The sequence below is a fragment of the Vibrio crassostreae genome, from assembly GCF_041439375.1.
GTDB lineage: Bacteria > Pseudomonadota > Gammaproteobacteria > Enterobacterales > Vibrionaceae > Vibrio > Vibrio crassostreae_D.
This window is the reverse complement of the sequence record NZ_JBGONY010000041.1, coordinates 1-21,628: the sequence shown is the minus strand read 5'-3', so window position 1 is coordinate 21,628 and position 21,628 is coordinate 1. Positions and strand designations below refer to the sequence as shown.

The 21,628-nt window shown below is 45.4% G+C and carries 20 protein-coding genes and 1 other annotated feature; of the genes, 9 read left to right on the top strand and 11 right to left on the bottom strand.

The genetic code is table 11. The features are described from left to right. The first annotated feature begins 269 nt into the window (after positions 1-269). Positions 270-1,676, top strand: coding sequence for an NfeD family protein (locus ACED45_RS16350; protein WP_371714477.1), 1,407 nt, complete (start codon positions 270-272; stop codon positions 1,674-1,676). Between the two features lie 82 nt (positions 1,677-1,758). Continuing rightward, on the top strand, positions 1,759-2,556 hold the full coding sequence (locus tag ACED45_RS16345; RefSeq protein ID WP_048664711.1) for a slipin family protein: 798 nt from the start codon (positions 1,759-1,761) through the stop codon (positions 2,554-2,556). A gap of 84 nt (positions 2,557-2,640) precedes the next feature. Here the strand turns inward: ACED45_RS16345 and trpA are convergent, their stop codons facing one another. The 7 genes from trpA to ACED45_RS16310 all read right to left on the bottom strand — a co-directional run bounded on the left by trpA (position 2,641) and on the right by ACED45_RS16310 (position 9,780). Then, complete coding sequence (gene trpA / locus ACED45_RS16340; protein ID WP_371714476.1) at positions 2,641-3,447, bottom strand: tryptophan synthase subunit alpha; 807 nt, start codon at positions 3,445-3,447, stop codon at positions 2,641-2,643. Continuing rightward, positions 3,447-4,637 carry a tryptophan synthase subunit beta gene (gene trpB / locus ACED45_RS16335; protein WP_107899574.1) on the bottom strand — a complete coding sequence of 397 codons (1,191 nt, stop codon included), beginning with the start codon at positions 4,635-4,637 and terminating at the stop codon, positions 3,447-3,449. The genes trpA and trpB overlap by 1 nt, the downstream gene beginning before the upstream one ends. Positions 4,638-4,767: 130 nt before the next feature. Then, a complete protein-coding gene (gene trpCF, locus ACED45_RS16330) occupies positions 4,768-6,219 on the bottom strand; it encodes a bifunctional indole-3-glycerol-phosphate synthase TrpC/phosphoribosylanthranilate isomerase TrpF (RefSeq protein WP_371714475.1) in 1,452 nt (483 codons plus the stop codon). Between the two features lie 25 nt (positions 6,220-6,244). After that, positions 6,245-7,240 carry an anthranilate phosphoribosyltransferase gene (gene trpD / locus ACED45_RS16325; RefSeq protein WP_146492139.1) on the bottom strand — a complete coding sequence of 332 codons (996 nt, stop codon included), beginning with the start codon at positions 7,238-7,240 and terminating at the stop codon, positions 6,245-6,247. Positions 7,241-7,249: 9 nt separating this feature from the next. Beyond that, complete coding sequence (locus tag ACED45_RS16320; protein ID WP_371714474.1) at positions 7,250-7,858, bottom strand: aminodeoxychorismate/anthranilate synthase component II; 609 nt, start codon at positions 7,856-7,858, stop codon at positions 7,250-7,252. 2 nt (positions 7,859-7,860) lie between these two features. Next, positions 7,861-9,468 (bottom strand): anthranilate synthase component 1, encoded by a 1,608-nt coding sequence (locus ACED45_RS16315; RefSeq protein ID WP_146492138.1) that lies wholly within the window; start codon positions 9,466-9,468, stop codon positions 7,861-7,863. A 125-nt stretch (positions 9,469-9,593) separates the two neighbouring features. Next, positions 9,594-9,708, bottom strand: a sequence feature (Trp leader region). Beyond that, complete coding sequence (locus ACED45_RS16310) at positions 9,655-9,780, bottom strand: trp operon leader peptide (RefSeq protein ID WP_009848753.1); 126 nt, start codon at positions 9,778-9,780, stop codon at positions 9,655-9,657. (Overlaps the previous feature by 54 nt.) A 120-nt stretch (positions 9,781-9,900) precedes the next feature. On the opposite strand from ACED45_RS16310, the gene rnm reads away from it, so the two are divergent. From rnm to rluB, 3 genes are all read left to right on the top strand, one after another. After that, positions 9,901-10,755 (top strand): RNase RNM, encoded by an 855-nt coding sequence (gene rnm, locus ACED45_RS16305; protein ID WP_048659601.1) that lies wholly within the window; start codon positions 9,901-9,903, stop codon positions 10,753-10,755. A 62-nt stretch (positions 10,756-10,817) separates the two neighbouring features. Beyond that, positions 10,818-11,438 carry an L-threonylcarbamoyladenylate synthase gene (locus ACED45_RS16300; RefSeq protein ID WP_009848751.1) on the top strand — a complete coding sequence of 207 codons (621 nt, stop codon included), beginning with the start codon at positions 10,818-10,820 and terminating at the stop codon, positions 11,436-11,438. Positions 11,439-11,597: 159 nt separating this feature from the next. Then, complete coding sequence (gene rluB, locus ACED45_RS16295; protein ID WP_017055112.1) at positions 11,598-12,632, top strand: 23S rRNA pseudouridine(2605) synthase RluB; 1,035 nt, start codon at positions 11,598-11,600, stop codon at positions 12,630-12,632. A gap of 261 nt (positions 12,633-12,893) precedes the next feature. On the opposite strand, the gene ACED45_RS16290 is transcribed toward rluB, so the two are convergent. The 3 genes from ACED45_RS16290 to efpL form a co-directional block, all read right to left on the bottom strand. Next, complete coding sequence (locus ACED45_RS16290; protein WP_017061495.1) at positions 12,894-13,376, bottom strand: RNA methyltransferase; 483 nt, start codon at positions 13,374-13,376, stop codon at positions 12,894-12,896. 147 nt (positions 13,377-13,523) lie between these two features. Continuing rightward, a complete protein-coding gene (locus ACED45_RS16285) occupies positions 13,524-13,853 on the bottom strand; it encodes an HI1450 family dsDNA-mimic protein (RefSeq protein ID WP_004741258.1) in 330 nt (109 codons plus the stop codon). A gap of 10 nt (positions 13,854-13,863) precedes the next feature. Beyond that, entirely contained in the window at positions 13,864-14,433 is a 570-nt protein-coding gene (efpL, locus tag ACED45_RS16280) for an elongation factor P-like protein EfpL (protein WP_017055115.1), read from the bottom strand. A 137-nt stretch (positions 14,434-14,570) separates the two neighbouring features. On the opposite strand from efpL, the gene ACED45_RS16275 reads away from it, so the two are divergent. After that, on the top strand, positions 14,571-15,338 hold the full coding sequence (locus tag ACED45_RS16275) for a hypothetical protein (RefSeq protein WP_017629621.1): 768 nt from the start codon (positions 14,571-14,573) through the stop codon (positions 15,336-15,338). A gap of 84 nt (positions 15,339-15,422) precedes the next feature. Here the strand turns inward: ACED45_RS16275 and ACED45_RS16270 are convergent, their stop codons facing one another. Beyond that, positions 15,423-17,786, bottom strand: a complete 2,364-nt coding sequence (locus ACED45_RS16270; RefSeq protein WP_371714473.1) for a DNA polymerase II — start codon at positions 17,784-17,786, stop codon at positions 15,423-15,425. 426 nt (positions 17,787-18,212) lie between these two features. Here ACED45_RS16270 and uvrY point away from each other — a divergent pair, with 426 nt between their 5' ends. Genes uvrY through pgsA form a run of 3 tightly spaced genes read left to right on the top strand, consistent with a single transcriptional unit; the run spans position 18,213 to position 21,309 of the window. After that, positions 18,213-18,857 (top strand): UvrY/SirA/GacA family response regulator transcription factor, encoded by a 645-nt coding sequence (gene uvrY, locus ACED45_RS16265; protein WP_004729778.1) that lies wholly within the window; start codon positions 18,213-18,215, stop codon positions 18,855-18,857. A 15-nt stretch (positions 18,858-18,872) separates the two neighbouring features. Next, positions 18,873-20,705, top strand: a complete 1,833-nt coding sequence (gene uvrC / locus ACED45_RS16260) for an excinuclease ABC subunit UvrC (protein ID WP_371714472.1) — start codon at positions 18,873-18,875, stop codon at positions 20,703-20,705. Positions 20,706-20,751: 46 nt separating this feature from the next. Beyond that, positions 20,752-21,309, top strand: a complete 558-nt coding sequence (gene pgsA / locus ACED45_RS16255; RefSeq protein ID WP_019821134.1) for a CDP-diacylglycerol--glycerol-3-phosphate 3-phosphatidyltransferase — start codon at positions 20,752-20,754, stop codon at positions 21,307-21,309. Positions 21,310-21,628: the final 319 nt, after the last annotated feature.

Here is a 21,628-nt window from a genome sequence, read left to right as displayed (position 1 = left end):
TATTGCGATGTTATTTGTTGGATTTATAAAAGTCTTTTTGCTTGGGGCTTTATGAATGATTTCGAGGCGTTGGTATTAGAACAGTCTTGTTAACATTTGGTTTTCATTTTTGGGTGTTTTTTAGTCTGGGGATTTGAGTGAATTGAAAGATGCGTGTTGTGTGAAATTTAGCCTGAACTATGCTTAAGGTATCTATTTATTACCAAGATGTTACCTCTGCGCTTTAAATAAAACGTCTATCTAGCATCTCAGTTGTAAGGAGAGGGGCTATGACTTTTATATTAAAGTACTTGTTTGCGTTTCTTCTGTTGCTCAGCTCAGTGTTTGCTCAGGCCGATGATGTCTGGGTGATTGAGGTGAACGGAGGGATAGGTCCGGCGACCAGTGATTACCTCACTAGAGAAATAGAACAAGCTCACGATGAGCAAGCAAAGCTCATTATTTTGAAAATGAACACGCCTGGCGGGTTAGACTCATCGATGCGTGACATTATTCGATCCATCACCACCTCACCGATTCCAGTCGCTACTTGGGTTGGGCCTGCGGGTTCACGAGCAGCGAGCGCCGGTACCTATATTTTACTTGCCAGCCACGTTGCTTCCATGGCGCCCGGAACCAATTTAGGCGCAGCCACGCCAGTGTCTCTTGGTGGTGGCAAAGCACCGACTAATCCCTTGTCGCCTCAAGACGATACCAATAAAGACGACAACACTTCTGCGAGTGAACAAGACGCAACGAAACAAGAGAACTCAGATCAGGTAAAAGCCACCACTGCGATGGAAAAGAAAGTCATCAATGATGCAGCGGCTTACATTGTCAGTTTGGCTAAGCTGCACAAACGTAACGAAGAATGGGCAGAAAAAGCGGTAAGAGAAGCGGCGAGTTTGGACTCAGAGAATGCACTTTCGCTTAACGTGATTGATTTTATTGCCAGCGACCTTCAGCAGTTGGTTGAACTGAGCAACGGACGCATCATCACCATCAACGGGGTCAGTCAGGAAGTCCAACTTAGTGATGTTGCTTTTGTCGAGCGAGAACAAGACTGGCGCTTTAGTTTGCTTTCGGTGATTACGAATCCAAATGTCGCTTACATCCTCATGCTCATCGGTATCTATGGTTTGTTGCTGGAGTTTTATAACCCAGGGGTCGGCTTACCAGGTGTATTGGGCGGTATCTGTCTGTTATTGGCGATGTACTCGTTACAAATGCTGCCTGTGAGTTACGCGGGTCTTGCTTTGATCTTGTTGGGTATAGCTTTAATGGTTGCGGAAGCCTTTAGTCCGAGCTTTGGTATTTTCGGTTTGGGTGGCGTTGCTGCATTTACATTGGGCTCAATCATGCTGATGGACACTGAAGTACCGGGTTACCAAATCGCATTGCCGTTAATTATCGGAATCAGTTTGTTCTCTGTAGCGTTTATTGTCGTAACAATATCAATGCTAGTCCGAGTCAGAAATAAGCCAGTGACGACTGGGATGGAAGCGGTGGTTGGCGAGACGGGTAAAGTTGTAAGCGGTTTTCCTGGCGCGGGTCGAGTGCTGGTTGAAGGTGAAATCTGGCAAGCTAAATGCGTCAATGAACTGAAAGCAGGACAGAGTATCAGAGTCACCAAGCTCACCGGGCTTTCTTTGGATGTTGAAGTGCTGCCCGATGAGACACCATCGAACTCTGGTTAGCACGGGCTGTTAGCGCGGAATGCTAGGACAAACTTGATTGAATTATTTATTGCTTAACCATCGTTACCATTAGGGGGCGGTTATGTTTATACACACTATAGGTATTGTTATCGTGCTTGTTATCTTGTTGATAGCTAGTATGTTCAGAGTTCTGCGCGAGTACGAGCGTGCAGTAGTGTTCTTCTTAGGGCGCTTTTACGGTGTGAAAGGGCCAGGGTTAATTATCATCATTCCCTTCATTCAACAAATCGTGCGAGTCGACTTGCGAACCATCGTTTTAGATGTACCAACACAAGATTTGATCACCAGAGATAATGTGTCGGTTAAGGTTAACGCTGTGGTCTATTTCCGAGTGCTTGATCCTAAGATGGCAATCAACAACGTGGAGAACTATCTCGAAGCCACTAGCCAACTCTCACAAACCACGTTGCGGTCTGTTCTAGGTCAGCATGAATTGGATGAGCTGTTGTCTGAGCGAGAAGAGCTCAACAGAGATTTACAATCAATTCTTGATCAGCACACCGATAACTGGGGGATTAAGATTGCCAATGTCGAGATTAAGCATGTTGATCTTGATGACAGTATGGTGCGAGCTCTTGCGAAACAAGCAGAGGCAGAGCGTTCTCGTCGAGCTAAGGTGATACATGCAACAGGTGAGCTAGAGGCATCCACTAAGCTAAGAGAAGCCGCAGAAGTGCTGAACAAAGCGCCTAACGCCATTCAGTTACGTTATATGCAGACATTAACCGAGGTCGCGAATGAACGCACCACGACCATCGTATTCCCAATGCCTGTCGACTTAGTGGATAAAATCACTGATCCCATTAAAGCGACACTCAATGAGGCTGCGATTAAGAAGGCGATGAAAGTTGATGATTAGTGAGTTTTTCTGACAACAATAAAAAAGGCACCACATCTGTGGTGCCTTTTAGAATCTACAGTCGTGTTTAGCGAATGCTAAAGATTACTTCTGTGTTGAAGCTTTCATTGGCGTTACAAACTCAGCCAATGCTTTAAGCATTGCTTCTGGCTGTTCAACGTTGTTCTCAATGATTTTTACAACCGCTGAGCCAGAGATAGCACCAGCAGCGCCAGCTACAATCGCTTCTTTCACTTGTTCAGGAGTAGAGATACCGAAACCAAGCAGTGCTGGTGGTGCATCAAATTTGTTCAAACGATCAAGTAGAGCCGTTACTGGCATGTTTGCCTTGGTTTCTGCACCCGTTACGCCAGCACGAGAAAGTAGGTAAGTGTAGCCGCCACCTAGCTCAGAAACCGATTGAAGCGTCTCATCACTTGCTGTTGGTGGAGCGATAAAGATTGGGTGAACGCCAAACTTCTTCGCTGCAGCAACAAACTCGCCACTCTCGTTGGTTGGTACATCTGCAATCAATACTGAATCGATACCTGCATTTGCGCAGCGTTCGTAGAAGTTTTCAATGCCACGTGCGTATACCAAGTTTGCGTACATCAGTAGGCCGATTGGTAGCTCTGGGTATTTAGCGCGAATTTGACCAATAAGCTCGAAACACACATCAGGCGTTACTTTAGAATCTAACGCGCGAATATTTGCGCCTTGGATAGTTGGGCCATCTGCAAGCGGATCTGAGAACGGAATACCAAGTTCAAGCGCATCAGCACCTGCTTCAACCAAAGTTTCCATGATCTTAAGAGACTGTTCAGGGTTAGGATCGCCAACTGTTACGAATGGTACAAATGCACCCTGATTTTTTTCAGCTAAGCGAGTGAAGAGTGATTGATAGCGATCCATTATAATGCTCCTTTCTCTTTAAGAATGTCGTGTACGGAGAAAATGTCTTTGTCACCACGACCAGATAAGTTAACCACTAACAGCTGTTCTTTTTCAGGTTCGTCGTGAGCCATTTTGATTGCATGAGCCAAAGCATGAGATGACTCTAGCGCAGCGATAATACCTTCTTTACGTGCAATCAATTGGAATGCTTCGAGTGCTTCGTCATCGGTTACGTTGTCGTATTCAGCACGGCCAATAGCATTTAGGTGCGCGTGTTGAGGGCCAACCGATGGGAAATCTAAACCCGCAGAAACAGAGTAAGACTCTTCTACTTGGCCGTTCTCATCTTGCATCAGTGGTGCTTTCATACCGAAGAAGATACCTGTTTTACCGTGCTTAAGCGGCGCGCCGTGTTGGTCGGTATCAATACCTTTACCAGCCGGCTCTACACCGATTAGGCGAACAGACTCTTCTTCAATGAAATCCGCGAACATACCGATAGCGTTTGAACCACCGCCGACACAAGCGATAACCGCATCAGGAAGGCGACCTTCACGAGCTAGGATTTGGTTCTTCGTTTCTTCACCAATCATGCGTTGGAAATCACGAACGATTGTTGGGAATGGGTGAGGACCCGCAGCAGTACCCAGTAGGTAGTGCGCGTCTTCATAAGTTGCAGACCAGTCACGTAGCGCTTCGTTACATGCATCTTTTAGCGTTGAAGAGCCAGAATGAACAGGGATAACCTCTGCGCCCATTAGCTTCATACGGAACACGTTCGGGCTTTGACGTTCAACGTCTTTTGCACCCATATATACACGACACTTAAGGCCTAATAGAGCACAAGCTAGAGCCGTTGCCACGCCGTGTTGGCCTGCGCCAGTTTCAGCGATGATTTCCTGTTTACCCATGCGTTTTGCTAGCAATGCTTGACCAAGTACTTGGTTTGTCTTGTGTGCGCCGCCGTGAAGTAGATCTTCACGCTTAAGGTACAGTTTGGTTTTTGTACCTTTAGTCAGGTTACGAGTTAGCGTTAGTGCCGTTGGACGACCAGCGTATTCTTGAAGAAGCGTCATGAATTCGCTGCGGAACTCAGGATCGGCTTGTGCATCGATAAATGCTTGTTCAAGTTGGTCTAGTGCTGGCACTAGGATCTGCGGTACGTATTGACCACCGTATTCACCAAAGTAGGCATCGAGTTTAGCCATTATGTTATTCCTTCAATTCTATTGGTGTGTCTTCACACCAAATCATTTAGTCTTGTTTGAGCTTCGCAAAGGCAAAGCTCACAAATATGTTTTTAGTTTCTGCTTCCTAATTTCTAGCGCCGAGCTTGGACTAGTAATTACGAATCGCTGCAAAAGCACGTTGCAGCTTGTCTGCGTCTTTTTTACCTGGTGCCGATTCAACACCAGAGTTTAGGTCTAACCCTAAGCAGCCCAACTTAGCGGCTTGGTTAGCATTGTCTGGATTTAGACCACCTGCCAACATGATTGCGCTTTGGTTGTTGATTAGGCTCCAATCGAACGCTTGGCCTGTACCGCCAGTTTGAGAACCCACTTTAGTATCTAGTAGGTGACGAGTCACGTTGCTTTCCAGTAATTCTGGTAGTGAGCTTTTAGCACCGGAAGCAGCACCAGAAGCAACACCGTAGGCTTTCCAAATCTCAACGCTTTCAGGCAGTGATTGCTTTAGTTCATCGACAAACGCTTGAGACTCGTCACCGTGCAGCTGCACAGCGAACAGGCCTAGCTCAGAAACCGTTTTTGCCACGTCAGTAACGCTATGGTTTTGGAACACGCCGACATAGTTCAAAGGAGCGCCACTCATGGTTAAACGAGCCCCTTCGATATCCACATGACGTTTAGACGCTTCAACGAAAATCAAACCACCGAAGACTGCACCTGCTTGATACGCTTTTGCTGCATCATCGGAGTGGGTTAAACCACATACCTTGTTTTCGCCAAGCGTTACTTTGCGCACCGCAAGTTCAAGGTTCTTCTCTGCCATTAGAGAGCTACCGATTAGGAAGCCATCTGCAAACGTTGAAAGGTCACGGACTTGTTGGTGTGTGTAGATGCCAGATTCTGAAATCACGATGGCGTTTGGAGCCAGTTCGCGAATCAGCGGAGCCAATTCTTTGGTACGGTTCAAGTCAGTCGAAAGGTCACGTAGGTTACGGTTATTAATACCGATCACTTTTGCTTTTAAAGCGACAGCGCGATGAAGTTCTTCTTCATTACTGACTTCGGTTAGTACACCCATATTGAGTGAGTGAGCGACTTCAGCAAGTGCTTTGTACTCTTCGTCATCTAATACCGATAGCATCAGCAAGATTGCGTCAGCAGAGTAGTGACGAGCTAGGTACACTTGGTAGGTATCAACCATGAAGTCTTTACACAGAATAGGTTGCTTAGCAATGCTGCGAACCTTCGGCAAAAACTCAAAGTTACCTTGGAAGTATTTCTCGTCTGTTAGCACTGAAATCGCATTAGCGTGGTTGTTGTAAACCGATGCAATGTAGTCCAGGTCAAACTCGTCACGGATCAAACCTTTTGACGGAGATGCCTTTTTACATTCAGTGATGAAAACGGTTTGTTCACTGCTCAGTGCATCATAAAAGCTGCGGTCTGTTGCGGTTAACGCTGCTTTAAACTCGTCTAGTGGTTGAGCCTGCTTACGCGCTTCAACCCATTGGTATTTATCACGAACGATTTTTGCTAATACTTCCGCCATTTCAGCTTCTTTGACTGAAACGTGGGTCGACAGTTTATCGGTAGTCTGTGTCATGTTCTTTGTCTCAATTCGTCGTTCGTTAGGCGTGAGCAGCAAGCTTTTGCACAAGCTCGTAAGCTTTACCTGAGTTCATCGCGTCAATTGCTTGTTGTGCGTTGGCTTTTAGATCTTCATGACCAAATAGACGCATCAGTAGAGCAACGTTGACTGCCACTGCGCCAACTTGAGCATCAGTGCCTTTACCCGTCAGTATATCGGTTGTGATGGCTTTGTTTTCTTCTGGCTCGCCGCCCTTGATTGCTTCAAGAGGGTGAGTGTTCAAACCAAAGTCAGCCGGAGTTACGGTGTACTCGTTAATCTCGCCATCTTTAATTTCAGCAACGATAGTCTCGCCATGAATCGCCACTTCATCTAGGCCACTACCGTGAACAACCGCAGCACGCTTCATGCCCATTTGCAGCATGGTTTCTGCGATCGGGCGAACCAACTCTTTGCTGTAAACACCCATTAGCTCGATGTTAGGGCGAGCAGGGTTAATCAGTGGGCCAAGAATATTGAAGATAGTGCGCGTTTTCATTGTTTGACGAACCGGCATCGCGTGACGTACACCAACGTGATACTGCGGAGCAAATAGGAATGCTACGCCAAGTTCATCAACAGCAGTACGTGTGTCTTCTGCTGTCATCGCTAGGTTGATACCGAATGAATCCAGTAGGTCGGAAGAGCCTGATTTGCTCGATACACTACGGTTACCGTGTTTCGCGACTTTTAAGCCACACGCTGCGGCAACAAATGCAGAAGTCGTCGAGATATTAATGGTGTTGTGACCGTCGCCACCTGTACCTACGATGTCTGCGAAATCGTAATCAGGGCGCGGAAACGGGTTTGCATTCGCAAGCAGTGCTTTCGCTGCACCTGCGATCTCATCGGGCGTTTCGCCTTTGATTTTCAGTGCCGTTAGCGCAGAAGCCATCAAGATTGGGTCAAGTTCGCCCTTGATGATCACATCAAACAATTGTTGGCTTTCTTCTTGAGTAAGAGACTGCTGTTCGTAAAGTTTATTAATCTGTTCCATGATCGTTTCCTATTTTCCAGTCTTTTCAAGGCGAAGAGGTTTCTCAAGAGCCCATTCGATAGCGTTTGCTAGAAGCGTTGCACCGTAGGTCGTCATAATTGATTCAGGGTGGAATTGGAATCCACAAACCTTGTCTTGTTCTTGAATTACAGACATCACCAAATCATCGACTTCAGCGGTCACCGTTAGGCTATCGGATACATGCGTTGCCACTAAAGAGTGGTAGCGAGCAATAGCCAGTGGCGAAGGTAAGCCTTGGTAAGTCGCATGGTTTTGGTGTTCCATCATTGACACCTTACCATGAATGATTTCGCCTGCGCCTGCAACGGTACCGCCATAAGCTTCAACGATCGCTTGGTGGCCTAAGCAAATGCCAATCATTGGCACTTTGCCTTTTAGCAGCTGAATCAGCTCAGGCATGCAGCCCGCGTCTGCTGGAGCGCCGGGGCCAGGTGAAAGTAGGGCAACAGGGTTGTCTAATTCGTTGATCGCCGCTTCAACCACCTTTGCGGGAATGTTGTTACGGTAAATCTTAACGCTGTGACCTAATGAACGAAATTGGTCTACAAGGTTGTAAGTGAACGAGTCGAAGTTATCGATGAATACAATATCAGCCATGATTACGACTCCTTCTTATTTGATGAGTGTTGGTTTGTAGCAGAGCTCTTAGTATGCGCTGCTTGAATCGCAGAGATGACCGCTTGAGCTTTGCCGCGAGTCTCATCAGCTTCTGCTTGTGGGTCTGAGTCGAATACTACACCAGCGCCAGCTTGTACTTGTGCTACACCATCTTCAACGTAAGCAGAACGAATCACGATACACGTATCTAACGTGCCTTCACCTGTTAGGTAACCTACTGCACCGCCATAGCTACCACGACGCGTTTTTTCTACATCACGAATAAGCTGCATTGCGCGGATTTTTGGTGCGCCTGTTAGCGTACCCATGTTCATACAAGCTTGGTAAGCGTGCAGCGCATCTAAGTCTTCACGCAGTTGACCAACAACACGAGAAACCAAATGCATCACATGGCTGTAGCGATCAACTTTCAGTAGGTCTGCTACGTGGCGAGTGCCAGCTTCGGCAATACGTGCCACATCGTTACGCGCTAGGTCGACAAGCATCATGTGCTCGGCGTTTTCTTTCTTGTCGGTGCGCAGTTCAAGCTCGATACGGCTGTCTAGGTCGAAATCAATTTGACCATCAGGACGCTTGCCGCGACGACGAGTACCCGCAATTGGGTAGATCTCGATTTGATTGGTTTCGGTCTCGTACTTAAGCGCACTTTCTGGAGATGCACCGAATAGAGTAAACAGCTCGTCTTGCATGTAGAACATGTAAGGGCTTGGGTTACTTTGCTTAAGTTCTTTATAAGCCGCCAGTGGAGCAGGGCAAGGTAAAGTAAAGCGGCGTGAAGGCACCACTTGGAATACGTCGCCTTTAACTACGTACTCTTTTAAATCACGAACCGTTTGGCAGAAGTCTTCATCTGAAACGCTCGGTACCGCTTCAACGTTGTCGAGCGGCGTTACTTCAGTGATTGCTTTCAGTGACTGGCACTGAGTTTGAATGTCGGCTAAACGGTCAGTTAATTGCGCTTTGATGCTGTCATCTTGAGCGAACAAGCTCGCATGAAGTAGGCCTTCGTTCTCTTGGTGGTCGAAACGCAATAGTGTTTCCGCAACGTAGAATACAAAGTCAGGACAATTGTTGGTTGCTTCAGCATCACCTAGCGGTTCAAAGTTAGCCACGATGTCGTAAGCGAATAAGCCCGCCATGAATAGCGCGTGTTTGTTATCTGCGTCTTGCTCAAAGCTGTGCTGAACCAAACGCAGTGCATCGAATGAAGAGGCTTCTCTTAAACGTGAGTCTTCGTCTAATTCGTTGCTTGGTTCGACAAAAGTCAGCGTCAAAACGTTATCAGTAAGGTCAGATTTTATTTCTGCTTTCACGTTTTGAGTGAGATTTTTGATAAGCGCTTGACCGTTTTCAGTCAATGCTTGAAAGGTTACTTCATGTCCGCGACATACGATACGAACAGCAGAGTCGATAAGGAGCAGGCTTGTTAGGTTCTGTTTGGATTCAATCTCAGCCGATTCCAACAGCAAACTGTCTGTTTTGTTTTCACACAGAGTATGAAAAACGCTGGTTGGATCTTGCGAGTAAGGAACTGATGAATTGATGACCTCAATGGTTCCCAGCTTTTTGATTTCAATGGCCTTGTTCACAAGACCTCCTTTATGATTCTTTAAATTTCCTGCCGTACATAGTCGCATAAAGATACCTTTCACCCAATCTAGAATATGGTCAATTCGATGATTTGTTAGTCAGTTGAATGTGAGATGTTCGACAAATTAAAAAGCCCGCTATTAAAGCGGGCTTAGTGATAACTTTTTTATAAACAAACTGTTTAACTAGAAGTACACGTTAGCCCACCAAGAACTTGTCCAAGTGCGCCACCAATTAAGCTCTGAACTTGCTTCTACTGAAGAAAGTTCTAAAACTTTATCTTTATGGTTTTGGTTAAATTCTTGTAACATGGTGAACCTATCAAATGTGATACTTCGTATTTGTGTACTAGTTAACTAGTTTTCCGCTTGCGGGTCAAGTGTGTTGACACAAATATAACGATAAAAATTGAAAACAATGAAAAAGAATATATGAGAATTGATCTACATAGTCATACAACAGCCTCAGATGGCCGACTTACTCCACCTGAGCTAATTGACCGAGCGCTTGGCTTTAATATCGAAGCGCTAGCGATTACAGATCATGACACGACTGATGGGCTTGCTGAAGCACGCAGCTATATTGCTGATAACAACCTTCCTATTCAGCTGATCAACGGCATTGAGATTTCGACCGTTTGGCAAAACAAAGATATTCATATTGTTGGGTTAAACGTTGATCCTGAGTCACCAGAACTCAAAGCGCTCATTGAGCAACAGAAGCAACACCGTATTGGACGCGCAGAGATGATTGCTCAACGTCTTGAGAAAGCGACTCGTGAAGGGGTGCTAGAAGAAGTTAAATTGATTGCAGGTGATGCGCCTATTACTCGCGCTCACTTTGCTAAGTGGTTAGTCGACAACGGCTACGCAAAAACCATGCAGCAGGTGTTTAAAAAGTTTCTTACTCGCAATAACCCAGGTTATGTGCCGCCGACGTGGTGCTCAATGAGTGATGCTGTCACGGCCATTCATGCTGCTGGTGGCCAAGCCGTACTCGCTCACCCTGGGCGATATGGCCTTACAGCCAAGTGGGTTAAGCGCTTGCTAGCTGCATTTGTTGAAGCGAAAGGGGATGCGATGGAAGTCGCTCAACCTCAGCAAGCGCAACAAGAAAGACGCACACTCGCGGATTATGCTATACAATACAAACTATTAGCCTCCCAAGGCAGTGATTTCCATTACCCATCTCCGTGGATGGAACTTGGACGTAATCTCTGGCTACCTTCTGGGGTCGAAGAAGTATGGAAAGATTGGGAGTTTCAAACGGTTTCACCATCTGAATAGTCTTTAGGTGAACCAGCTCCTTCTGATGATAGAGTCGAGAGATTCGATAACGAGGATCAACAATGAGCCAGTTTTTTTATGTACACCCAGATAACCCACAAGCACGCTTAATTACTCAAGCGGTTGCGATTATTCGTAATGGCGGCGTAGTGGTTTATCCAACAGATTCCGGTTATGCGCTGGGCTGTCAGCTTGAAAACAAACAAGCACTTGAACGTATCTGTAAAATTCGTCGCATCGATGACAAGCACAACTTCACGTTGTTATGCCGTGATCTTTCTGAATTATCACTGTATGCACGCGTCGATAACGTGGCTTTCCGTCTACTGAAAGCACACACGCCAGGTGCTTACACGTTTATCTTTAAAGCAACCAAAGAAGTACCAAAGCGTTTGATGAACGCCAAGCGTAAAACGATTGGTATTCGTGTCCCAGACAACAAGATTGCACTCGACTTGTTGGAAGCGATGGGCGAACCACTGATGTCGACGTCATTGATTCTTCCGGGTAACGAGACAACTGAGTCGGATCCAGAAGAAATTCGTGACAGCCTAGAGCATGCGGTTGATGTCATTTTGAATGGTGGTTACTTAGGTGAGCAACCGACGACGGTTATTGACTTTAGTGATGATGATGCCGTGGTTCTACGTCGTGGTGCTGGCGATCCTGCGCCGTTTGAATAATCGCTTTACTGATTAACAGTCTGTAACGATACAGCAAACCTGCCAGAGTAAATAACAAGTGCTTTTTGTCAGGTTATTTGCGATAATACGCGACCGCGATTTGGTCGCGAAAAATTCATTCGACGTCTGTGAAGACGACAATTAGGTAGAAAAGAGTAAATGAGCGAAAAATTACAGAAGGTTTTAGCGCGAGCTGGTCACGGTTCTCGTCGTGAACTAGAAGGTTTAATCAAATCTGGTCGTGTAAGTGTTAACGGTCAAGTTGCGAAACTGGGCGAGCGTCTTGAAGACGAGAACTCAGTGATCCGTATCGATGGCCATACTGTTTCAGGCAAGGCTTCTGAAGAAGTGGTTTGTCGTGTACTTGCTTACTACAAACCTGAAGGTGAGCTTTGTACTCGTCACGATCCTGAAGGCCGCCGTACTGTTTTCGATCGTCTACCTAAGATCCGTGGTTCTCGTTGGATTTCAGTTGGTCGTCTTGATGCAAACACATCGGGTCTTTTGCTTTTCACTACTGATGGTGAACTTGCAAACCGTCTAATGCACCCAAGCCGTCAGGTTGAACGTGAGTACTTAGTACGTGTGTTTGGTGAAGTGACTGAGCAAAAAGTAAAAAACGTTACTCGTGGCGTACAACTTGAAGACGGCATGGCTCGTTTTGAAGATGTGGTTTACGCTGGCGGTGAAGGTATGAATCATACTTTCTACGTAGCGATTAACGAAGGTCGTAACCGTGAGGTTCGTCGTCTTTGGGAATCTCAAGAAACAACAGTAAGCCGCCTGAAACGTGTACGTTACGGTGATATCTACCTTGATAAGAAACTGCCTCGTGGCGGTTGGAAAGAGCTAGATCTTCAAGAAGTTAACTACCTGCGTGAGCTTGTTGAGCTTAAGCCAGAGAAAGAGACTTTGTTGGATCTTGATCCTTCAAACACTTCTCGTAAGCGTGAGCGTTCTCGTAGCCAAAAAATTCGTCGTGCTGTTAAGCGTCACGAAGAGCGTGCAAACGCACCAAAAGGCCGTAGCAACCAAACTAAACGCAAGAAGCCTGCAACTCGCGGTACTACAACACCTGATTCAGGTCGTAGTGCTCCAGCTGCAAACAAAGGCAAACCTCAGGCTAACAAAAGTAAGCCTAAGCTGAACAACGGTCGTCCGGCTAAACCAGCTAAGCCAAGAACACGTCAGTAATTACGTAAGTTCTTACGCGTAAGCTTCATTAGCTGAAAGCACTGAATACTAAAAACCTGCTCATTGAGCAGGTTTTTTTACGTCTGAAGCAATAGAAGATGAGGGATGCGAATAACCGAGTATCGAAAACATGCTGCTATAAACGACAGTAAGCGTGTCTTTCGTGTACGCGCATCTATAATCTGCTCGTATTTCGTATTTCGTATTTCGTATTTCGTATTTCGTATTTCGTATTTCGTATTTCGTATTTCGCATCTTTGACTATTTATGATTCGAGAAGTTATCGCCTTTCGCCAGTCGGTCGTAAAGCACAACATTCACTGATGCCGCTAGATTCATGCAGCCGTTGGTTGGAACGTAAATCGTCTCACGACAGAAGTCGGTGATCTCTTTCTTTAGCGTGCCATCTTCTGGGCCAAAAATGTAAAACGCACGTGGTGGGTGCTTGTAATCAGGTAGTGGCTTAGCACCTTCAATCAGATCAACAGCAACCGGCACGCAGCCTACTGGAATAATATCTTTCAGCTCTTCAACACCAATTAAAGGCAGGGCTAGGTGCTTTTCTTTGGTGTCGGTATGGAATTTTCGCGCATGGTCGTAGCGTGTACCAGTGTAAAACACAGAGTTGGCGCCGTAGCAGCCAGCTGCTCGCATTACAGAGCCTACGTTTTCAGGCGTCTTTGGGTTAACTAGGCCAATGCAGGCATAGCCTTTTGATTGTGTGTCTGTTTTTGCTTTGGTCATAATCAGTGAATCTAAAGTTGATGATGAAAGTGAGTAATCACGATGAGAAATGGCGTGATAAAAATAGCCGAGCAATCGGCTCGGCTAACTTTTAACTCGCTTACATGAATACTTGTTTACTCATGCAGATGAGCGTCAACAGCGGTATTAGTCGCGTTTCCACAGCATGTGACAGAACTTATGTTCTGGGTCACGGCTGATCAGCATGCGAGCAAATACGTCGTCTAGAACGTCATCAGCTTCATTCACAAGACCAATGCGCACTTCAGCGTAGATTTCTTTGTCGACTTCAAAGCCAACATGTTCAACCCAATCATCGCCAGTTTCAACAAGCTCTGCTGCGCCACGATCTTCAAACTGAGCCGTGAAAAGAATCACGTCTGCAGGTTCTAGGTTGTCAGGTGCCATCTCTAGAAAGATGTCGTATGCAGTGTCAATTGCGTCGTCATAAGACATTAGGTCGTTAGCTTCGGTCATAATAAGTATCTTAGCTTGCGCGGTTCATGTATTTACGTTCAGCAGTGTTTACTACTACTTTGTCGCCAGTCGCGATGTATTCAGGTACTTGAATAGTAAGACCTGTAGAAAGACGAGCAGGCTTAGTACGAGCAGACGCTGATGCACCTTTGATTGAAGGGTCAGTCTCTTCGATAACTAGCTCAACAGATGTTGGAAGCTCAAGCGTTGCAGCGTTGCCATCGATAAGGATCGCGTACATGCCTTGAGTTTCTTCGTTGATGAACAGTAGTTCGTCTTCGATTGTTTCACCGTTGAAGATGAATTGTGTGTAATCTTCGTTGTCCATGAAGATGTACTCGTTGCCATCAACGTAAGAGAACATTACTGCACGCTTGGTTACGTCGATAGTTTCAACGATTTCGTCAGCCTTGTGGCGAACTTCAGTTTTAACGCCAGTTGCTACATCGTTACCACGGAAGCGGTAAATTTTTTGGCCGCCGCGGCCGCCTGGTGTTGTTACTTCGATATCTTTAACGATCACTGTTTTGCTTTCTACTGTGATAGCAAAACCTTTTTTAATTTCACTTGCTCTAGGCATTTTGTGTTTGTCCTTATTGGGTCTATCCGCTGATTATATCTCGGAGATGCTATAAATAGGAATAGCTTGAATCATAAAGTCACCTAAGCGATCATAGAGTCACAGTTAAATCATGATTTTATTTGCCGAAACGACCTATGCAGCTACCTGTTATTGACCCAACACAGCCTTTTCAACCTGAATTCCAACCTGTGGTTAACGATCTGATTACCTTCTTAAAAGGTGGGTTAGGTTCTAATCTACACAGTGTCTATATTTATGGCAGTGTCGCTCGCAAGCAAGCCGTTGTCGGTCGCTCAAATCTTGATGTGGTTGTGGTGACACACCGCCCGTTTCCTGATCAGCGAACCACGCTGTTGAATACCATTAAATGGCGCTTCCAAAAAAGCTTCCCGCAGGTTACTCAAGTCGCAATTAAAACCACCTTAGTGAGCGAGATAGTCGATTTCGACAATATCTTCACTTGGGGCTTTATGCTGAAGCATTTGGCCGTGTGTGTGCACGGTGAAGATCTATCGGATTGCTATGGCGATTTTGAAACGAGTTGGGAAATTGCCAAGCATTGGAACATGGATGCGGAAAACTGGTTAGCGGTGTATCGCAACAAAATTGCCCGAGCAACAACACCAGAACAACAAGTGGCCGCGCAAGTGATCATTGCCAAGAAGCTGCTAAGAGCGAGCTACTCTTTGGTGATGTATCGCGATAAGTATTGGTTTGATGATCCTGTCGAATGTGGCCAACAGTTCTTGAAGTATCACCCAGATAGAGAAGTTGAAATTCAACGATTGGGCATTTTACTTTCTGGAAGAGCGATTCCGAAACGTTCGGTTATCGGCATTCTGGATGGTTTTGGAGAGTGGCTAGTTAAGCAGTACCAGAAAACAGAGTTTCGAATCGGATAGAGCTTCGTAATCTATCGATATAAAAAAGCAGAGCGAATTGAACACTCCTCTGCTTTTTTGTTTCTATTACAGCTCAAAGTAGTTTTAGAATAGACCTAACTGCTGCCCGCTGACTCTCTCAAAATCTAAACCGATGAAGGGCAAAATAGCCTCTGCGACCGGTTTAATCTGTTTGTCGATGTAATGCTGATAATCGATACCGCTCTTTAAATACTCTTTCGGCTCAGGGCCACTCAGAGTAATCAAATACTCAATACGCCCTTTGTTCTGGTATTGAAGCGGACGACCAAGCTGAGCGTTGATCTCGTCGGCTAATCTTGCGGCGCGAACTTGTGGCGGAATGTTCTTCTGGTACTCATGCAGTTTACGACGTAGACGCTTCTGATAAACCAATAAATCATCGTGTTTACCTGCTGAAGTCTCATCAACAAACTGTCTCACGTAGTCAGTTGGGTCTTGGTCGTGAAATACCATCTCATACAGGGTTTGTTGGAATTGCTGTGCGAGAGGTGTCCAATCGGTGCGCGCACTCTCTAGTCCTTTAAAGATGATCTTCTCTTTATCACCTTGAGTGATTAAGCCCGCATAACGTTTCTTCGAGCCTGTTTCTGAGCCTCTAATGGTTGGCATTAGAAACTTGCGATAGTGAGTCTCGTATTCCAATTCGAGTATAGAAGTCAGGTTGTAGGTTTCTTTTAAGTGGTTCGTCCACCAATCGTTGATGTAAGCGACCAGTGCGTTTCCGATCTCGTCTGCTTTTTCCTGATCATAGCTGTCATTCAGAGACACGAAGGTTGAATCTGTGTCCCCATAAATCACTTGATAGCCTTTATCTTCGATCAGAACTTTAGTTTGCTTCATGATCTCATGCCCACGCATGGTGATAGAGGAGGCCAAGCGCGTATCAAAGAAACGGCAGCCAGACGAACCTAACACCCCATAGAATGAGTTCATGATGATCTTAATCGCCTGAGAGAATGCTTTTTCGTTGTTCTTCTTCGCAACATCACGTGCTGCCCAGAGGTTTTCAATCATCTCAGGCAGAAAGTGTTTAGAGCGGTGGAATTGCCCACCGCGAAAACCATCAACCGCTTGGTTTTCGTCTGGACCTAGTTCCAGTTTCAATCCTTCAATAAGCCCCATAGGGTCAATCAAAAACGAACGAATGATGGACGGGTATAGGCTTTTAAAATCGAGTACCAGAACTGAGTCATACAGGTTAGGAATAGAATCCATTACGTAGCCACCGGGGCTGGCAATCCAGTTCTCCGGCTCTAAGTTAGGTGCGACATAACCCGCTCTGTGGATTTGAGGAAGATATAAATTAGTAAAGGCAGCAACAGAGCCACCAACGCGATCCAGCTCTACACCGGTTAATCGAGAGCGCTCAATGGCGAAGTCGAGTAGGTGAGTGTGCTCGAAGATGCGGTTTACTAGCACACAGTCTTGAAGGTTGTACTTGGCGAGTGAAGGCTTATCGAACTTAAACATCCGGTTGATCTCATCCATGCGGTCATGAACGTTGTGGATGTCTTTGCCTTCACCAAGTAGCTCTTGCGATACCGACTCCAGCGACCATGAGCGGAAGTGATAGGTCGCCGTTTTAAGCATATCGATACCATCCAAGACAACGCGCCCGGGAATAGTGATAAAACCTTGTTGATTTTGTGCCGAACTACGGAAAAAGCTCGGTTGATTGTCTCTGCCGATGTTGAGCTTCACTTCGTTCCATTCTGAACGTTTGTGCAGCAGCCTAAAATCGAAGTCAATAACGTTCCAACCAATGATGATGTCAGGATCAAATTCAGAGAACCAAGCTATCATTGCTTCGAGTAGCGCTTTTTCGTTGGCTACCCATTGGATATTGGTTTCAGCTCGTTGTGGTTCGCCGACCATGATCACTCGACTGTCCATCGGGCTGTCTAGGCCAATTGAATAAAGCACGCCTTTTTCTGAACACTCAATATCAAGTGAGACCACTGATAGGTTGGGTAAGTAATCACCTGCTCGGCATTTTGCGCTTGAGACTCGACGATACTTATTTTTTTGCGTACCAGATCCGGTGAACTCAATACTTCCCTTGATAAATCGTTCCATCAGATATCGATCGGCGAGTCGAATATCGCTTTCAAAGGTTTGGATTTCTTCGTTGTGAAAGGCTTGCGCTAAGCCAAAACTACTTCTCGACAGAGATGTATAACACGCGGCTAGAGGCGTTTGCTCGAATGTGGCTAGCCCTAGAGGCTTGAATTTGCAATTGATTGACTCTTTCGCTGCGATAGCCTGACATGCTTCTACATCAGCTTGCGCGACGAAAAATACAGGCTTTTCATTTTGAATTGTCAGTAGAGTAGGGCCTTGAGGGGTGCTTAACCACAAGTCGATTTGCGTGCGCCCTGAAAAGTCTCTTGCTTGTCTTGTGAGCACAAAGCCTTGCTGAATATCCAATGTAGTAACCTATTGAAATTGGGAATCGAATATTACCACCTAGCGACCCTCAGCGCACAACAGGCAGCAAAAATACTAACTAAATTCTAGTTAACAGAGCGAAATAACGGGACTCTATAAGCAAATAAGTGAAATTGTCGAGAATGGTTATTCAATGGTATTGAAAATATCTTTATCTTGTGTAATTTTATTGGGTGTTGTTTTAACTGATTGATTTTTAGAAAAAGCTTGTTGTTTTAGTTGGTTTATTTGTTAATAAGTACTTGCTAAAGTTCGTGTTTCAGCACATATTCAACAGAGCTTTTTTTTAGTAATTAAGTTAAGATGTACTCAATGCTGCGATCCACTGTTCCTTTGTTTAATTGTTTCAAACAGATGAAACGACACAGTGGTTGCAGAGCCAATTAATAGTGTGGAGATACAAGTTTGATAAATGTTTTCCTTGTAGATGATCACGAGCTGGTTCGCACAGGGATACGACGTATTATTGAAGACGTCCGTGGAATGAACGTAGCAGGGGAAGCTGAAAGCGGTGAAGATGCTGCAAAATGGTGTCGTACTAACAATACTGACGTTATTTTGATGGATATGAATATGCCTGGTATTGGTGGCTTAGAAGCAACCAAGAAAATCTTGCGTTTCAACCCTGATGTTAAAATCATCGTTTTAACTGTTCATACGGAAAATCCGTTTCCAACTAAAGTGATGCAAGCTGGGGCTGCTGGTTACCTTACTAAAGGAGCAGGTCCGGATGAAATGGTAAATGCAATTCGAGTGGTTAATAGTGGCCAACGATACATTTCACCAGAAATTGCGCAGCAGATGGCTTTGAGCCAATTCTCGCCTGCGTCTGAAAATCCATTCGCAGACTTATCTGAACGTGAACTTCAAATCATGATGATGATTACCAAAGGTCAGAAAGTGACGGATATTTCAGAACAACTCAATCTAAGTCCTAAAACAGTCAACAGTTACCGCTACCGTTTGTTCAGCAAGCTGGATATCAGTGGCGATGTAGAGCTGACGCACTTAGCGATTAGACATGGAATGTTAGACACTGAGACCCTTTAACACTGAGATCGTATAGTGACCAACTTGTTTGACTCAGTCTCATTCCTCAAGACAGTAACAGAACAGCCCGGCGTTTATCGAATGTATAACGCCGAGGCTGTTGTTATTTACGTCGGTAAAGCTAAGAACCTCAAAAAACGCCTTTCCAGTTATTTCCGTAAAAAAGTCGACAGTGAAAAAACACGCGCTCTAGTCAGCAACATCGACAAGATTGATGTGACTGTAACGCACACGGAAACCGAAGCTCTTATTCTTGAGCACAACTACATCAAGCAGTATCTGCCGAAATACAACGTACTTCTGCGTGATGATAAGTCGTACCCTTATATTTTCATTAGCGGTCACAAGCATCCTCGTTTGTCGATGCACCGCGGTGCTAAAAAGAAAAAGGGTGAATACTTTGGTCCTTATCCTGACTCCGGCGCTGTGCGTGAGACGCTACACTTAATACAAAAAATCTTTCCTGCTCGTCAGTGTGAAGACACGGTTTATGCAAACCGAACCCGCCCATGCTTGATGTATCAAATTGGTCGTTGTGCTGCGCCATGTGTTAGCTCGATTATCTCTGATGAAGAGTACAGTGAGCTTATCGACTATGTTCGTCTATTCCTGCAAGGGAAAGATAAGTTGGTGCTAGAGACGCTCATCGAGAAGATGGACACGGCCAGCCGAGAGCTTCGCTTTGAACAAGCCGCCGCTTTCCGCGATCAAATCCAAGCGATTCGACGTGTGCAAGAACAACAGTATGTATCTGACGACTCTATGGAAGATATGGATGTGTTGGGCTTTGCTCAAGAGAATGGTGTGGCGTGTATTCATATCTTGATGATTCGCCAAGGTAAAGTCTTAGGTAGCCGAAGCCACTTTCCTAAGATTCCAAACAATACGGTGCGAGAAGAGGTCTTTTCGAGCTTTTTAAGTCAGTATTACTTAGCGCATAATGAAGCGAGAACCATTCCAACCCGTTTGATTCTGAACGCGGACCTGATGGAAGACGTCACACCAATCCAAGAAGCTTTGTGTGAAGTTGCAGGTCGTAAGATCCATTTCAACACAAACCCTTCTGGTACTCGTGGTCGTTACCTTAAATTGTCGAACACCAATGCGTTAACGGCGATTACGACCAAGATTAATCACAAGATGACCATCAATCAGCGCTTCAAAGAGCTACAAGAAGTGCTGTCGATGGATGCGATTAAGCGCATGGAATGTTTCGATATCAGTCATACCATGGGTGAAAGCACGATTGCGTCTTGTGTGGTGTTCAATCAGGAAGGCCCGGTGAAACCGGAGTACCGTCGTTACAACATCACGGGTATTACCGGTGGTGATGACTACGCTGCGATGGCTCAGGCGCTTGAGAGACGTTACTCGAAGCAACTCGATGTCGACAAGATCCCAGACATCATCTTTATCGATGGTGGTAAAGGTCAGCTAAACCGCGCGCATGAGATCATTTCTCAATATTGGGGTGATTGGCCGTTTAGACCAAGAATGATGGGTATTGCGAAAGGCGTGACTCGTAAACCGGGTTTAGAGACTCTAGTGACTTTAGAAGGGGAAGAGTTCAATTTACCCAGTGATGCTCCAGCACTGCACCTTATCCAACACATCCGTGACGAAAGCCATAATCACGCGATTGCAGGGCATAGGGCGAAACGTGGTAAAACGCGAAGAACCAGTGCTTTGGAAGGAATTGAAAGTGTTGGACCTAAGCGTCGTCAAGCTTTGCTGAAATATATGGGTGGCTTACAAGAACTTAAGCGTGCAACTGTCGAAGAAATAGCCAAAGTGCCGGGCATTAGTCATTCTTTGGCAGAAAACATTTATCAAGCATTGAAACAATAGTAAAAATCCCGCACCATTAAAGCGCAATTAATAAGAGCCCAATAATATGCGTTTGAATATACCTAATATTTTGTCATTACTGAGACTATTTTTGATCCCAGTATTCGTTGTCGTTTTCTATCTACCTTATCAATGGGCTCCTTTTGCTGCTGCGATGGTGTTTTGGGTAGCAGGTTTCACTGATTGGCTAGATGGCATGCTAGCTCGTAAGTTAGGGCAAACGTCTCGCTTCGGTGCCTTCATTGATCCGGTGGCTGACAAAGTGTTGGTTGCTACGGCTCTTATCCTGATTACTGAGCATTACCACTCGATTTGGGTGACTATCCCAGCAGTGACCATGATAGCTCGTGAGATCATCATTTCAGCGCTTCGTGAATGGATGGCTGAAATCGGTAAACGTGCAAGTGTTGCTGTATCTTGGGTCGGTAAGGTTAAAACGGTTTCTCAGATGTTCGCGTTGTGGGTGCTTATTTGGCGTTATGACGATTGGATGGTTTGGGTTGGTTACATCGCGCTCTACGTTGCAACGATTCTAACCTACTGGTCGATGGCGCAATACTTGATGGCCGCCAAAGACGACTTGTTAGACGAAAAACATCATTGATGAAGAAGCGAGCTGAGGCTCGCTTTTTTGATCTTTAACCTAACGTTAAGTTATCAATAGTGGATATCTAATGTGATATAGATCTCCTTTGAATAACCTGCTCACAGTGTGCTTTGAACATAAAGTCAGCTATTTGGCCTGTTTCGTATGAAATCTATTCAAACGAATTAAAAATACAAAAATAATATTGACTCAATCGTCTGAATCCGTAGAATGCATCCCGTACCCAAGAGGATGGCAATGAGCTATTCGATTGGAGTTACTAAGGCGCCTTGGCAGAGTGGCTATGCAGCGGATTGCAAATCCGTGGACCTCGGTT

Bases quoted from the DNA above. Each gene is read 5' to 3' on its own strand.
- ACED45_RS16350 (WP_371714477.1), top strand. From the start codon at position 270: ATGACTTTTATATTAAAGTACTTGTTTGCGTTTCTTCTGTTGCTCAGC.
- ACED45_RS16345 (WP_048664711.1), top strand. From the start codon at position 1,759: ATGTTTATACACACTATAGGTATTGTTATCGTGCTTGTTATCTTGTTG.
- trpA (WP_371714476.1), bottom strand. From the start codon at position 3,447: ATGGATCGCTATCAATCACTCTTCACTCGCTTAGCTGAAAAAAATCAG.
- trpB (WP_107899574.1), bottom strand. From the start codon at position 4,637: ATGGCTAAACTCGATGCCTACTTTGGTGAATACGGTGGTCAATACGTA.
- trpCF (WP_371714475.1), bottom strand. From the start codon at position 6,219: ATGACACAGACTACCGATAAACTGTCGACCCACGTTTCAGTCAAAGAA.
- trpD (WP_146492139.1), bottom strand. From the start codon at position 7,240: ATGGAACAGATTAATAAACTTTACGAACAGCAGTCTCTTACTCAAGAA.
- ACED45_RS16320 (WP_371714474.1), bottom strand. From the start codon at position 7,858: ATGGCTGATATTGTATTCATCGATAACTTCGACTCGTTCACTTACAAC.
- ACED45_RS16310 (WP_009848753.1), bottom strand. From the start codon at position 9,780: ATGTTACAAGAATTTAACCAAAACCATAAAGATAAAGTTTTAGAACTT.
- rnm (WP_048659601.1), top strand. From the start codon at position 9,901: ATGAGAATTGATCTACATAGTCATACAACAGCCTCAGATGGCCGACTT.
- ACED45_RS16300 (WP_009848751.1), top strand. From the start codon at position 10,818: ATGAGCCAGTTTTTTTATGTACACCCAGATAACCCACAAGCACGCTTA.
- rluB (WP_017055112.1), top strand. From the start codon at position 11,598: ATGAGCGAAAAATTACAGAAGGTTTTAGCGCGAGCTGGTCACGGTTCT.
- ACED45_RS16290 (WP_017061495.1), bottom strand. From the start codon at position 13,376: ATGACCAAAGCAAAAACAGACACACAATCAAAAGGCTATGCCTGCATT.
- ACED45_RS16285 (WP_004741258.1), bottom strand. From the start codon at position 13,853: ATGACCGAAGCTAACGACCTAATGTCTTATGACGACGCAATTGACACT.
- efpL (WP_017055115.1), bottom strand. From the start codon at position 14,433: ATGCCTAGAGCAAGTGAAATTAAAAAAGGTTTTGCTATCACAGTAGAA.
- ACED45_RS16275 (WP_017629621.1), top strand. From the start codon at position 14,571: ATGCAGCTACCTGTTATTGACCCAACACAGCCTTTTCAACCTGAATTC.
- pgsA (WP_019821134.1), top strand. From the start codon at position 20,752: ATGCGTTTGAATATACCTAATATTTTGTCATTACTGAGACTATTTTTG.